This is a genomic window from Dysgonomonas mossii (assembly GCF_004569505.1).
Classification (GTDB): domain Bacteria; phylum Bacteroidota; class Bacteroidia; order Bacteroidales; family Dysgonomonadaceae; genus Dysgonomonas.
In genome coordinates, this window is record NZ_SPPK01000001.1 from 255,022 (window position 1) to 268,075 (window position 13,054).

Consider the following 13,054-nt stretch of genomic DNA (forward strand, 5'->3'; position numbering starts at 1 on the left):
AGTTTTTATAATATTTTGATTTTTCTAGCTAAAAAGTTATCTTTGTTGAGATCAAGATAAGCAAAATTTATCGCACGAAAAATCACGGTGTCCAACCTCTAAAATCCAGACGAAATCATGGCTTCTTTATATACTTTTGATGAGATATTGAGTATAGTAAATACAGAGATAAAAAAGATAGAATACAGTTCTGCTCCTAAGTCTCTTTTCGAGCCAATATCTTATATTCTTTCTTTAGGAGGGAAGCGTGTTCGTCCGGCATTAGCCTTGATGTCTTACAACCTGTATAAAGAAGATGTGGAACGTGTGATCCCAATTGCTTTGGGTATAGAGATATTTCATAATTTCACATTGCTTCACGATGATTTGATGGATAGAGCCGATATACGTAGGGGAAATCCAACGGTGCACATCAAATGGAATGACAATACTGCTGTATTATCAGGCGATGCCATGTTGATAGAGGCATATAAGGAGATAGCAAAGATAGATTCCCAATATTTAAAGCCTGTTTTAGATTTATTTTCTACTACTGCAACCGAAATATGTTGCGGGCAGCAATACGATATGGAGTTTGAACAACGTATGGATGTAACTATCGCTGAATATTTGGAGATGATACGTTTGAAGACTGCCGTGCTCTTGGCTTGCTCACTAAAGGAAGGTGCTATCGTTGCCGGGGCCTCGGCTGAGGATGCTGAAAATTTATATAATTATGGTATTCATGTAGGACTCGGTTTTCAGCTTATGGACGACCTGCTTGATGTTTACGGAGATAGTTCCAACTTTGGGAAGAAAATAGGAGGAGATATCCTTTGCAATAAGAAAACCTTCTTGTTTATCAATGCTCTATTGAGCGAAGAAGTGAAAGATGCTCTGATTAGCTGGGTTAATAAAGAGAATTATGATGCTGCGGAGAAAATAAAAGCTGTGACAGCCATATATAATAAACTGAATTTGAAACAGAAGTCAGAAGATCTAATAAATGATTACTATAAGCAGGCGGTGACATGTCTGGACAAAGTAAGTATAGATGCCTCACGGAAAAAAGAGCTTTATAAATTAGCCGAAAGCCTCATGACAAGAATTTCATAACACAAAACATTACAACTATGCCTTACAGACGCTTACCCAATACTGATAATGCTCGGATAAGGGCTTTGAAAACGGCAATAGAAAAGAGCAATACATTTTTTAGTCAGAATGTAATTACTCTGGATATTTACAAACTACAACATTTACTACGCAACTTTGAAACAGCTCAGGTGAGATATCGTGATAGCCTCGAAGTACAGGCTACCGCTAATCGTAAATTTCAGCGATTAGTAAAAAACGCAAGATTGTATATATCACATTTTATACAAGTTTTTAACTTCAGTGTTATCCGCAATGAGATAAAAAAAGAAGTGAAACAACTATACGGGATTGATCCGAGCGATTTTACTGTGCCCGATCTTACCAGCAACGATTCGTTACTCTTTTGGGGTGAAAATATAATAAAAGGTGAGCAGACACGTATCTCACAAGGAGGAACGCCGATCTACAATCCTACAATTGCCCGGGTGAACGTAGCATTTTCGTTATTTAAAGATGCATATTTTGCACAAAAAACATATCAAAATACAACCTCCCGCCAGCTGGAAAGCTTAAGTCAGCAACGCGAAGATATAGACGCTACTTTGACTTTGGTATGGAACCAGATAGAGAAAGCCTTTGCCGGTTTGCCGCCAAAAGAACGCTTGGAGAGGTGTAAGGAGTACGGAGTTGTATATTATTTGAGAAAAGAAGAAAAAGAAAAATTTGAGAACCAGACAGATTGAAATGAGAATTATTGATACGCACTCACATATTTATTCTGAAGAATTTGACAACGATATAGATGATGTTATTAAACGGGCAAAGCAAGCCGGAGTAGAGAAAATATTGCTACCTAACATCGATGCTTCTTCTATAGATCGCTTGCACAATATATCTGATCGATATACTGGCTACTGTATACCAATGATGGGGTTGCATCCTACCAGTGTAGGTGCAAACTGGAAAGAGGAGTTAGATATTATCCGAAAAGAGCTTTCTAAACGCACATATATTGCAATAGGAGAAATCGGGATTGATCTTTATTGGGATAAAACCTTTGAGGAGCAACAGAGACTGGTTTTTGAAGAACAACTGCGTTGGAGTATCGAATATGATTTACCTGTAGCGATACATTCAAGGGATGCAATAGCCGAATGTATATCCTGCATTAAGAATCTCGGCGAACAGCACTTAAGAGGAGTATTTCATAGTTTTGGAGGAACGGTAGAAGAGCTTGACGGGATTCTTTCGTTGAAGAATTTTATGTTGGGTATCAACGGCGTTGTCACATTTAAGAACTCTACATTGCCAACCGTTCTTAAAGAAACGGACTTGTCAACTATAATCATTGAAACAGATTCACCTTATTTGGCTCCCGTTCCTTACAGAGGAAAAAGGAATGAGTCTTCTTATACATTGAATGTTGTAACTAAGCTAGCCGAAATATATGGCTTGCCAGCCGAAGAGGTTGGACAAATAACAACAGAAAATGCAGAGAAGCTTTTTGCTCTTAAATAATTACCTCTTGATATAAGTCAACCTTTTGGTGTAAAGTAAAACAGCCCTACCGAGAAATTAATCTTTGTAGGGCTGTAAATTTAATATCGTTGTTATTACATTTCCAAATCTATATCAAACAATTCGTGCCAAGGCAAACCTTGTTTGTTTAGTTGCTCCATAAACGGATCGGGATTAAATTCTTCAACATTGAATACACCCGGTTTGCGCCATAAGCCTTTCATAAACATGATACCACCTATGGTAGCCGGAACTCCTGTGGTATAGCTTACGCCCTGTGTGCCTGTTTCTTTGTAAGCATCTTCGTGCGAACAGTTGTTGTATACATAGTAGGTGCGTTCTTTTCCATCTTTGATTCCTTTTATGCGGCATCCGATAGAAGTCTGCCCTTTATAGTTTTCTCCAAGTTCGCCCGGATCAGGTAACACGGCTTTCAGGAATTGGATTGGGACAATCTCAACACCATTGTAAATAATAGGGTCGATACGTGACATACCGATATTTTGAATTACACGAAGGTGAGTAAGATACTCTTGTCCGAATGTCATCCAAAAGCGAGCTCTTTTGAGGGTAGGGTAATTCTTTACCAGAGATTCCAGTTCCTCATGATAGATAACATACGATTCTTTTGGCCCAATTTCAGGATAATTCAATGGCTTGTGTATTTCGTGTGGCTCAGTTTCTACCCATTCTCCGTTTTCCCAGTATTTGCCTTTTTGGGTTACTTCGCGAATATTGATTTCCGGGTTGAAGTTTGTCGCAAAAGCTTTTCCATGATCTCCGGCATTACAGTCTACAATGTCAAGATAATGTATTTCATCGAAATGATGTTTAGCCGCATAAGCAGTAAATACACTGGTTACACCGGGATCAAAACCACAACCTAATATTGCAGTAAGTCCGGCTTCTTTAAATTTATCCTGATATGCCCATTGCCATTTATATTCGAATTTAGCTTCCTCCTTCGGCTCGTAATTAGCAGTATCAAGATAGTTTACCCCACATGCCAGACATGCGTCCATAATGGTAAGATCCTGATAAGGTAATGCCACATTGATCACAAGTTCAGGTTTAAAGGAATTGAATAGTCTTTTCAGATCTTCCACGTTGTCAGCATCTACCTGTGCTGTTTGTATCTTGTTGCCGCCTATGGCCGCAGCAATAGCATCACATTTCGATTTTGTACGGCTGGCAAGCATTATTTCGGTAAACACATCCATGTTTTGTGCGACCTTATGTGCAACTACGGTTCCGACTCCTCCGGCTCCGATAATTAATACTTTTCCCATGTCTCTATTTTTATTTATTGATAATTATTTTGTACAACCTGTAATTTGTCTATTTCAAAGTTCAAAGATATTCTAAAAATAATCATTAGGATATTTCTTTTCTTGAAAACGATCATATTCTTCTTTATAAATGTCAATATTTCGGTTAAGAATATCTATAAACTCTTTCTTTGTTCTAAAACCATACTGGATATCATAGCCTCTTGGCTCTATTGTATCAATGCTCTGCATATATCGCTGGCATTTGTTCAAGACTTTATTATTTATGGTTAAATTAGGTTTAAAAAAAATAAGTTTACTTATAAAATCTGCCAACAAAAATACTATTAAATATTAATATTGCTTATATTTGTCTTCGGCAATTGATAGAGGGGTCTGGTACCATATTGATTTCGCATAGATACCTCAAGCTTTTATTAATTCACACAAAATCCCTGTAGATAAGGAGGTTTTTGAAATATTTATAGGATTATAGGATTATAGTTCTTCTTACCTTATTTAGTTAATAAGGCTTTATTTGTTGAAGCAAAAGAAATTAGAAATAAACAATAATAAATACAAAAGCTTATGTCACAATTAGTCGGGCACATATCCCAGGTTATCGGGCCGGTGGTGGATGTATTTTTTGATACAGCCAATCCATCCCTAAACCTGCCGCAGATCAATGATGCCCTTGAAGTTAAAAGACCTGATGGTCGCTCTTTGATTCTCGAAGTAAAGCAACACATAGGCGAAGACACAGTGCGTGCCGTAGCTATGGACAGTACAGACGGATTAAGCCGTGGGCTTGAAGCGATTCCTCTGGGATCACCCATTCGAATGCCTATCGGTGACCATGTAAAAGGACGTCTGATGAACGTTGTAGGTAACTCTATTGACGGTATGAAGCCTTTGAGCAATCAAGATGGTGCGCCTATCCATAGAGAACCACCTAAGTTTGAAGAACTGCAAACAACGCGCGAGGTGTTATTTACCGGAATCAAAGTTGTGGACTTATTAGCTCCATACGCAAAAGGAGGTAAGGTGGGTCTATTTGGCGGAGCCGGTGTGGGTAAGACTGTATTGATTATGGAACTTATCAACAATATTGCAAAAAAACATAATGGATATTCTGTATTTGCCGGAGTAGGAGAGCGTACCCGTGAAGGTAACGACCTGCTGAGGGAAATGATAGAATCAAACGTTATCCGCTATGGAGAAGAGTTCAAGAAAAGCATGGAAGAAGGTAACTGGGATTTGTCGAAGGTTGACTACGACGAACTTCAGAAGTCACAGATCTCGCTTGTTTTCGGTCAGATGAACGAACCGCCGGGAGCCCGTGCCGATGTAGCCCTTTCGGGGTTGACTATAGCCGAGTCTTTCCGTGACTCGAAAGCTGAAGGTCCTAAAGATATCTTATTCTTTATCGATAATATATTCCGTTTTACTCAGGCAGGATCTGAGGTGTCGGCCTTGTTGGGACGTATGCCGTCTGCCGTAGGATATCAACCTACATTGGCAACAGAGATGGGTGCCATGCAGGAGCGTATTACTTCTACACAGAATGGATCTATCACTTCGGTGCAAGCCGTGTATGTGCCTGCCGACGACTTAACAGACCCGGCTCCGGCAACAACATTCTCTCACTTGGATGCCACAACGGTGCTCGATCGTAAGATTACCGAAATGGGAATTTATCCGGCGGTAGACCCTCTAGGTTCCAGTTCTCGAAGCTTAGACCCTAACGTTGTAGGTCAGGAACATTACGATACAGCTCAACGTGTGAAGCAAATATTGCAGCGCAACAAAGAGCTTCAGGATATTATTGCAATTCTCGGGATGGAAGAGCTTTCGGATACCGACAAGCAGACTGTAAACCGTGCGAGACGTATTCAACGATTTTTGTCTCAACCGTTTAATGTTGCAGAACAATTTACAGGTGTTCCGGGGGTAATTGTTGATATTCAGGATACAATCAAGGGCTTCCAAAAAATTCTGGACGGTGAAGTTGATCACCTTCCTGAACAAGCATTCTTGAACGTGGGTACAATAGAAGATGCAATGGCAAAAGGCGAGAAGATTCTTGCGCAAGTTGCAGGATAAAGAATTTACATATGAAAAAATCAGAACTTCAACTAAATATTATCTCACCTGAGGCTAAGCTATTCTCCGGAATGGTCGCTTCGGTTGTAATTCCGGGGATTCAAGGCAGCTTCGGGGTTTATCCCGACCATGCTCCTTTGATCTCGGCCTTGCAAAAGGGGGTTATTACCTATACCGAAAACGGTGTGGAAAAATCTCTCGAAGTAGGCGGTGGCATGGTGGAAGTGAATAATGGGGTTGTGACAATCTGTGTATCTTAAAGGGATGGATGTAAAAGTAAAATTAATTCTTTCTATTACCCTGTTTGGGATTGTTACAGGAGCTCTTATACAGGCTTTGCTCAACTATCAGTTTCCTGAGTTTTATCCCAAATGGTACGAAGGTATTCTGGCTTTCTTTATAATACTGGAATCATTGGTTGTCTTGTATGCAGACTCATCGAGTCGCAAAGCGACACAAAGACAAATGCTAAATGTATACATGCTGACTAAAGTAGTTAAGGTATTCGCCTCGCTTATCTTCATCGCAACCTATGCCGTGGTAATAAAAGAAAATATTAAAAGCTTCGTCCTTATTTTTATGATTTTCTATCTTCTTTTTCTAGCCTTCGAGGCATATTTGTTTCTAAGGATAGAAAAACGGTTAAAGAAAAAACAACAATAGTATGAAACACTATTTAAAATACATTTTAACTTCGGTTCTTTTACTTACTGTAATGGGCTTTCAACCTCTGGCAGCAGAAAATGCACATGAGGCTCAGCCCGAAAAAGAATTGAATGTTAAAGAACTTATTCTCGATCACCTTGCTGATGCATACGAGTGGCATTTAACTTCGTTTGGCGATACACATATTTCCATACCGTTGCCAATCATCGTGAAAGGAGAGACTTCAGGCTGGCATGTTTTTATGTCATCTGAGTTCCATCATGGGCATGAGGCATACGAAGGTTTTTATATCGCACAAGAAGGTAAATACAGAGGTAAGATTGTAGAAAAAAACGCTTCGGGTGAAGAAATACGTCCTTGGGATATTTCCTTGACGAAGAATGCAACCAGTTTGATAATCAGTTCTACACTTCTTATAATCATAATCCTTAGCGTATCCAAATGGTACAGAAGACAAGCCAAGACGGGAGAGAAGAAAGCTCCGAAAGGCTTTGTCGGATTTATGGAAATGTTTATAATGAGTGTGCAGGACGATATTATTAAGCCGTGTGTAGGAAAAAATTATAGAAAGTTTTCTCCCTATCTGCTTACTGTTTTCTTCTTCATCTTGTTCAACAACCTATTGGGATTGATACCTCTCTTTCCGGGAGGTGCAAATGTGACAGGTAATATTGCAGTCACTTTAGTGCTTGCCGTGTTTACATTCTTCACTGTAAACCTTTTCGGATCGAAAGAATACTGGAAAGAAGTATTCTGGCCTGATGTGCCTACCTGGCTCAAGGTGCCGATACCTATCATGCCAGCGATAGAACTGGTGGGGGTATTTACCAAGCCTTTTGCGTTGATGATTCGTCTTTTTGCTAATATTCTAGCAGGGCACTCGATTGTACTCGGTCTTACCTGCTTGATATTCGTTACGGCAAATCTAGGAGCGGTGATCAATAGTTCGATGACTGTTGTATCTGTATTGCTGACTATATTTATCAGTCTGGTAGAAATATTAGTCGCATATATTCAGGCTTATGTGTTTACTATGCTGTCGGCTGTATTTATCGGATTGGCACAGATAGAGCCACATCATCATGCAGAGAAACATTAATATTAAAAGTAAATTAACAATTAAATAATTTTAAACTAAAGAATTATGTTACTATCAACTTTATTACAAGCAGCAGAAGCTGCAACAAGCTTAACAGGTTTTGGTGCTGCACTGGGTGCAGGATTAGCTGTAATCGGAGCAGGTATCGGTATTGGTAAAATCGGTAGTTCTGCTATGGAAGGGATAGCCCGTCAGCCGGATGCAGCAGGAGATATTCGTACATCTATGATTATCGCCGCAGCTCTAGTAGAAGGGGTAGCTTTGTTTGCTGTTGTAGTTTGCGGATTTATTCTATAAATTAGTAAATAGATATGAATTTACTATTACCTGAATCAGGCCTTCTTTTTTGGATGCTCCTATCTTTTATAGTAGTTTTCTTTGTTCTGGCCAAATTTGGTTTCCCTGTGATAACCAAAATGGTGGAAGAGCGCAAAAACTATATACAAGATTCGTTGGACGCAGCCCAGAAAGCCAATGAGCAATTGGCTTCGATAAAAGAAAAAAGTGATGAGATACTTTCATCAGCTAAGGCAGAACAGGTGAAGATCTTGAAAGAGGCGGCTGATACACGCGATCGTATTATAAACGAAGCACGTGAGCAAGCCAAGATAGCCGGGGCAAAGGAAATGGAAGAAATAAGAAAGCAGATCCAAATGGAAAAAGATCAGGCTATACGCGACATTCGTCGTCAGGTAGCTGAACTATCTGTGGATGTTGCCGAAAAAGTTCTTCGAGATACTTTGAAAGACCCTAAAGAACAAATGTCAATGATTGATCGCCTAGTGGATGAAGCTATGGTATCTAAATCTTAATCAACTGTTATGAATGAAGGGATGATTTCTAAGCGATATGCTAAAGCTCTGTTGCTATATGCAGTGGATCAGAAAGCGGAGGATGTATTGTTTGCCGAAATGAAAAAGGTAGCATCGTCATTTGTCCGCGAACCCCGTTTGCGTATGGCAATGGATAATCCTACGTTGAATGCCGAAGATAAGCTTGCGCTGGTAAAGGCTGCTGTGGGCGCAAAACCGAGTAACGAGTATATTCGTTTTGCCGAGTTGGTAGTGAAAAAAAGACGTGAAATGTATCTTCGAAATATTGCGCTCAGTTACATCGATTTGTATTGTGAAGCCAAGCACATCAATACCGGGAAGCTTGTTACTGCTACCCCTGTGGATGATGCTACAAAACAGAAGATGAAAAGCTTACTACAGAAGATTAAACCGGGGACGCTTGATTTTGAAACAAGTGTAGATCCGGATATCGAAGGTGGCTTTATTCTGTATATCGACACGTACCGGTTGGATGCCAGCGTAAAAAGTCAGTTGAAGCGTATCAAGCAAAAGTTTGTCGCCGAAAACAGTAAGATTGGATAATAGATACTCTACCTATTTGAAAAGAGCTATCCACGTATAGCTTTATAGTAACTTATAATTTGAATAAAATATGTCTGAAAATATAAAAGCAAGCGAAGTCTCCGATGTGCTGAAAATGCAGCTAGAGAATATCAGTAGCCGCGTACAGTTCGAGGAGGTGGGTACAGTTCTCTATGTAGGAGATGGTGTTGTTCGCATATACGGACTTAAAAATGCAGAGGCAAACGAACTTCTTGAGTTCGACAACGGTATTATGGCTGTTGTGATGAACTTGGAAGAAGACAATGTCGGTGCTGTATTGTTAGGCCCGTCAGACCAGATCAAGGAAGGATTTACCGTAAAACGTACAGGCCGTATTGCATCCATCAATGTGGGTGAAGGCATGTTAGGGCGTGTAATCAATCCTCTGGGCGAGCCTTTGGACGGAAAAGGCCCGATTGCCGGCGAACTGCTGGAAATGCCACTGGAACGTAAAGCTCCGGGGGTAATATACCGTCAGCCTGTAACCCAGCCTCTACAGACCGGATTGAAATCTGTAGATGCTATGATTCCCATCGGACGGGGGCAACGTGAGCTTATTATCGGTGACCGCCAGACAGGTAAAACTGCAATTGCGATAGACACCATTATCAATCAAAGAAGCAATTATGATGCCGGAGACCCTGTATACTGTATTTATGTAGCTATCGGTCAGAAAGCCTCTACAGTTGCCAATATAGTAGAAACACTAAAAGAAAAAGGTGCACTTGACTATACGGTTGTAGTTTCGGCTACAGCAGCCGAGCCGGCAGCAGTTCAGTACTTTGCTGCGTTTGCAGGTGCAGCTATCGGAGAATATTTCCGCGACACAGGACGTCATGCCCTTGTGGTATATGATGATTTGTCGAAACAGGCGGTTGCATATCGTGAAGTATCCTTGATTCTTCGTCGTCCACCGGGACGTGAAGCCTATCCGGGTGATATCTTCTACTTGCACTCACGTTTGTTGGAGCGTGCGGCTAAAATTATCAACCAACAGGAGGTTGCCGAACAGATGAACGACCTACCGGCAAGCCTTAAAGGAAAGGTGAAAGCGGGAGGTTCTCTTACTGCCCTTCCTATTATCGAAACTCAGGCCGGTGACGTATCTGCTTATATTCCTACCAACGTTATTTCTATTACCGACGGACAAATATTCCTCGATATAGACCTCTTCAATGCGGGTATGCGTCCTGCCATCGATGTGGGTATATCTGTATCTCGTGTGGGAGGTTCGGCTCAGGTGAAAGCGATGAAGAAAGTTGCCGGAACATTGAAGATTGACCAGGCTCAGTATCGTGAACTGGAAGCATTTACCCAGTTTGGTGGCGATATGGACCCTGTTACGGCAATGACTATCGATAAAGGTAAGAAGAATACTGTATTGCTGGTTCAGCCTCAGTATGCGCCGGTGCCTGTTGAAAAACAGATCGCCATACTGTATTGCGGAACAAATGGCTTGCTTCGTCAAGTGCCGGAAGATAAAATACATGAGTTCGAAACCGAATTTCTGAGAACATTGGAAATGCAATATCAAGCTGATGTGCTGGATGTCCTGAAAAAAGGAGTCATCAACGAAGATGTGGAAACTAAAATCAGGAAAGTAGCCGCGGATATTGCTTCTCAGTACAAAAAATAATGAATTATGGCATCTCTTAAGGAAATAAAAAATAGAATTGGCTCTGTAAAAAGTACCAAGAAGATTACTTCTGCAATGAAGATGATAGCTTCATCTAAGTTGCACAAGGCGCAAAATGCAATCAGCAACTTCTTGCCTTATCAGCAGAAGTTGGATGTCATTCTGACTAATCTTCTGTCTTCTGATACAAGCTATGAGTCTCCTTTTATCCAAAAAAGAGAAACAAAGAGAGTCGCTATAGTTGGTTTTGCTTCCAACTCTTCGCTTTGTGGTGCATACAACTCGAATGTAATAAAAGAGTTTAGTACCGTTTACGCTAAAAAGAAAGAAGAGATAGGAGCAGGGAATATCTTGGTATATCCTATCGGTAAAAAATTGGCCGACGCCCTGAAGAAACAAGGAATAGCGGCGCAAGGCGATTACAGGGATATGGCTGATAAGCCTACCTTCTTAGCCGTACAGGATCTTGCCAAAGAACTGATAAAGAAATATATTGATGGAGAAATAGATGAAGTGATCTTAATTTATCATCATTTCATATCTACCGGATCGCAGAAACTAAAGAAGACACAATTCCTTCCTTTCGATTTGGAAAGCGCTAAGCCCGAAGGTCAGCAAGACGAAAATATGTTTGCAGACTATATCTTGGAGCCTTCGAAGGAGGAAATTCTCGATTCTTTAATTCCTACCGTGCTTTATTCACGCTTATATGCTGCCTTGCTCGATGCTAATGCTTCGGAACATGCTGCACGTATGATTGCTATGCAAATAGCATCAGACAATGCGGACGAATTGGTGCAGGATCTGACTATTCAATACAACAAGTCGCGTCAACAAGCTGTTACAAACGAATTGTTGGATATTATCGGTGGTGCTTCGGCATTGCAGTGATAGGAGAAAATTCTTTATAAAATATAGCCCCGGACTTTTATAGTTTGGGGTTTATTTTTTTCGTTTTTTTGATTCGTAAAAAATTGTATCTCAAAAAAAGTGACTACCTTTGTTGTAATATATAGAGAATTATGATGGAAAAAATAGCTTATATGCAACAGTATTATTTTCACGACAGTGGTTCCTGTATTTCCAATGAATTATTATTGATATAGATAGTATCCTCGAAGAAGTATTCTTTTTCGGGGATTTTTTTTGAAATAAATTGTCTTATATAGAGATCTTTGCGGTAGTTGACAGATAATAGAAAAGTAACAATAAAAAGCAGCTGTAAAACTGTCACTTTTGTCACCTTTTGGTGTGTATGGTGTTGTTTATGAGTTGTTTGTGCTTTAGTGGAATGTGTCACTTTTTTCTGTTATCTTTTTGTTGAATATGAATTTTACTCTTACAAAATATAAATAGTTATGTGCAATAAAAGCTTGGTTTCAATTACAGATTATTCGAAAGAAGATATTCTGAGAATACTTAATCTGACTAAAAAATTTGACGAGCAACCTAATCGTAGGTTATTGGAAGGCAAAGTGTGTGCTACACTTTTTTTTGAGCCGTCGACACGGACACGCCTTAGTTTTGAGACTGCAGTAAACCGCTTGGGCGGGCGCATCATAGGCTTTTCTGATGCGGCTACTACCAGCTCATCGAAAGGAGAGACGCTGAAAGATACCATACTGATGGTAAACAACTATGCCGATATTATAATCATGCGACACCATTTGGAAGGGGCTGCACGTTATGCTTCGGAGATTTCTTCTATACCTATCATTAATGCCGGAGATGGAGCCAATCAGCACCCTACGCAGACAATGCTTGATATCTATTCTATATTTAAGACACAAGGTACTCTCGATAATCTGACAATAACGATCGTTGGTGACCTGAAATATGGTCGTACTGTGCACTCCCTGATCATTGGAATGTCACACTTTAATCCAACCTTTATATTCGTTGCACCCGAAGAACTGCATCTTCCCGATCCGTATAAAGCCTTCTGTGATGAACATGGAATAAAGTATTCTGAACACACAGATTTTGATTCAGAGGTGATAGACAAAGCGGATATCCTGTATATGACACGTGTACAGAGAGAACGTTTTACCGACCTGATGGAATATGAAAAGGTAAAGAATGTGTACATTCTCAAAAATGATATGTTGGCAGGAGCAAAAGATAATCTGAAAATATTGCATCCCCTGCCTCGTGTAAACGAGATACAGCAGGATGTGGATGATAGCCCTAAGGCTTATTACTTCGAACAGGCTAAGAACGGAATGTTTACCCGTGAGGCTGTGATATGTGATGCGTTGGGAATAGAAGTAGAATAAATAAAATATCAAGA

Annotated in this window: 15 protein-coding genes; 13 read left to right on the top strand and 2 right to left on the bottom strand. The window is 40.1% G+C overall.

Going from position 1 to position 13,054, the window contains the following annotated elements:
• Positions 1-117 precede the first annotated feature (117 nt).
• The 3 genes from E4T88_RS01270 to E4T88_RS01280 are packed head-to-tail and all read left to right on the top strand — an operon-like array spanning position 118 to position 2,595.
• Positions 118-1,095 (top strand): polyprenyl synthetase family protein, encoded by a 978-nt coding sequence (locus tag E4T88_RS01270; protein WP_135103688.1) that lies wholly within the window; start codon positions 118-120, stop codon positions 1,093-1,095.
• Positions 1,096-1,112: 17 nt separating this feature from the next.
• Positions 1,113-1,820: a hypothetical protein gene (locus E4T88_RS01275; protein ID WP_135103689.1), complete on the top strand. Its 708-nt coding sequence runs from the start codon at positions 1,113-1,115 to the stop codon at positions 1,818-1,820.
• A gap of 1 nt (position 1,821) precedes the next feature.
• The gene (locus E4T88_RS01280; protein WP_135103690.1) at positions 1,822-2,595 is read left to right on the top strand and encodes a TatD family hydrolase; all 774 of its coding nucleotides are present in this window, start codon (positions 1,822-1,824) and stop codon (positions 2,593-2,595) included.
• Positions 2,596-2,690: 95 nt separating this feature from the next.
• Here E4T88_RS01280 and E4T88_RS01285 read toward each other — a convergent pair whose 3' ends face one another.
• Both E4T88_RS01285 and E4T88_RS01290 read right to left on the bottom strand, forming a co-directional pair.
• A complete protein-coding gene (locus tag E4T88_RS01285) occupies positions 2,691-3,884 on the bottom strand; it encodes a saccharopine dehydrogenase family protein (protein ID WP_135103691.1) in 1,194 nt (397 codons plus the stop codon).
• A 72-nt stretch (positions 3,885-3,956) separates the two neighbouring features.
• A complete protein-coding gene (locus E4T88_RS01290) occupies positions 3,957-4,115 on the bottom strand; it encodes a hypothetical protein (protein WP_228093657.1) in 159 nt (52 codons plus the stop codon).
• Positions 4,116-4,451: 336 nt separating this feature from the next.
• Here E4T88_RS01290 and atpD point away from each other — a divergent pair, with 336 nt between their 5' ends.
• The 10 genes from atpD (at position 4,452) to pyrB (ending at position 13,040) form a co-directional block, all read left to right on the top strand.
• Entirely contained in the window at positions 4,452-5,966 is a 1,515-nt protein-coding gene (atpD, locus tag E4T88_RS01295; RefSeq protein WP_135103693.1) for a F0F1 ATP synthase subunit beta, read from the top strand.
• Between the two features lie 11 nt (positions 5,967-5,977).
• On the top strand, positions 5,978-6,226 hold the full coding sequence (atpC, locus tag E4T88_RS01300; RefSeq protein ID WP_006842277.1) for an ATP synthase F1 subunit epsilon: 249 nt from the start codon (positions 5,978-5,980) through the stop codon (positions 6,224-6,226).
• A gap of 4 nt (positions 6,227-6,230) precedes the next feature.
• A complete protein-coding gene (locus E4T88_RS01305) occupies positions 6,231-6,629 on the top strand; it encodes a hypothetical protein (protein WP_135103694.1) in 399 nt (132 codons plus the stop codon).
• Between the two features lies 1 nt (position 6,630).
• Positions 6,631-7,731: a F0F1 ATP synthase subunit A gene (gene atpB, locus E4T88_RS01310; RefSeq protein ID WP_135103695.1), complete on the top strand. Its 1,101-nt coding sequence runs from the start codon at positions 6,631-6,633 to the stop codon at positions 7,729-7,731.
• 45 nt (positions 7,732-7,776) lie between these two features.
• Positions 7,777-8,028, top strand: coding sequence for an ATP synthase F0 subunit C (atpE, locus tag E4T88_RS01315; protein ID WP_006842280.1), 252 nt, complete (start codon positions 7,777-7,779; stop codon positions 8,026-8,028).
• 14 nt (positions 8,029-8,042) lie between these two features.
• On the top strand, positions 8,043-8,543 hold the full coding sequence (gene atpF / locus E4T88_RS01320; RefSeq protein WP_006842281.1) for a F0F1 ATP synthase subunit B: 501 nt from the start codon (positions 8,043-8,045) through the stop codon (positions 8,541-8,543).
• Between the two features lie 9 nt (positions 8,544-8,552).
• Positions 8,553-9,107, top strand: a complete 555-nt coding sequence (locus tag E4T88_RS01325) for a F0F1 ATP synthase subunit delta (protein WP_006842282.1) — start codon at positions 8,553-8,555, stop codon at positions 9,105-9,107.
• A 70-nt stretch (positions 9,108-9,177) separates the two neighbouring features.
• Entirely contained in the window at positions 9,178-10,764 is a 1,587-nt protein-coding gene (gene atpA / locus E4T88_RS01330) for a F0F1 ATP synthase subunit alpha (RefSeq protein WP_135103696.1), read from the top strand.
• 6 nt (positions 10,765-10,770) lie between these two features.
• Positions 10,771-11,655 (top strand): F0F1 ATP synthase subunit gamma, encoded by an 885-nt coding sequence (locus E4T88_RS01335; RefSeq protein WP_135103697.1) that lies wholly within the window; start codon positions 10,771-10,773, stop codon positions 11,653-11,655.
• 467 nt (positions 11,656-12,122) lie between these two features.
• The gene (gene pyrB / locus E4T88_RS01340) at positions 12,123-13,040 is read left to right on the top strand and encodes an aspartate carbamoyltransferase (protein WP_006842285.1); all 918 of its coding nucleotides are present in this window, start codon (positions 12,123-12,125) and stop codon (positions 13,038-13,040) included.
• The last annotated feature ends 14 nt before the right edge of the window (positions 13,041-13,054 follow it).

Coding starts and splice junctions, on each gene's coding strand:
- E4T88_RS01280 (WP_135103690.1), top strand. CDS start 1,822: ATGAGAATTATTGATACGCACTCACATATTTATTCTGAAGAATTTGAC.
- atpA (WP_135103696.1), top strand. CDS start 9,178: ATGTCTGAAAATATAAAAGCAAGCGAAGTCTCCGATGTGCTGAAAATG.
- atpB (WP_135103695.1), top strand. CDS start 6,631: ATGAAACACTATTTAAAATACATTTTAACTTCGGTTCTTTTACTTACT.
- E4T88_RS01270 (WP_135103688.1), top strand. CDS start 118: ATGGCTTCTTTATATACTTTTGATGAGATATTGAGTATAGTAAATACA.
- E4T88_RS01305 (WP_135103694.1), top strand. CDS start 6,231: ATGGATGTAAAAGTAAAATTAATTCTTTCTATTACCCTGTTTGGGATT.
- E4T88_RS01275 (WP_135103689.1), top strand. CDS start 1,113: ATGCCTTACAGACGCTTACCCAATACTGATAATGCTCGGATAAGGGCT.
- E4T88_RS01285 (WP_135103691.1), bottom strand. CDS start 3,884: ATGGGAAAAGTATTAATTATCGGAGCCGGAGGAGTCGGAACCGTAGTT.
- pyrB (WP_006842285.1), top strand. CDS start 12,123: ATGTGCAATAAAAGCTTGGTTTCAATTACAGATTATTCGAAAGAAGAT.
- E4T88_RS01290 (WP_228093657.1), bottom strand. CDS start 4,115: ATGCAGAGCATTGATACAATAGAGCCAAGAGGCTATGATATCCAGTAT.
- E4T88_RS01325 (WP_006842282.1), top strand. CDS start 8,553: ATGAATGAAGGGATGATTTCTAAGCGATATGCTAAAGCTCTGTTGCTA.
- atpE (WP_006842280.1), top strand. CDS start 7,777: ATGTTACTATCAACTTTATTACAAGCAGCAGAAGCTGCAACAAGCTTA.
- atpF (WP_006842281.1), top strand. CDS start 8,043: ATGAATTTACTATTACCTGAATCAGGCCTTCTTTTTTGGATGCTCCTA.
- E4T88_RS01335 (WP_135103697.1), top strand. CDS start 10,771: ATGGCATCTCTTAAGGAAATAAAAAATAGAATTGGCTCTGTAAAAAGT.
- atpD (WP_135103693.1), top strand. CDS start 4,452: ATGTCACAATTAGTCGGGCACATATCCCAGGTTATCGGGCCGGTGGTG.
- atpC (WP_006842277.1), top strand. CDS start 5,978: ATGAAAAAATCAGAACTTCAACTAAATATTATCTCACCTGAGGCTAAG.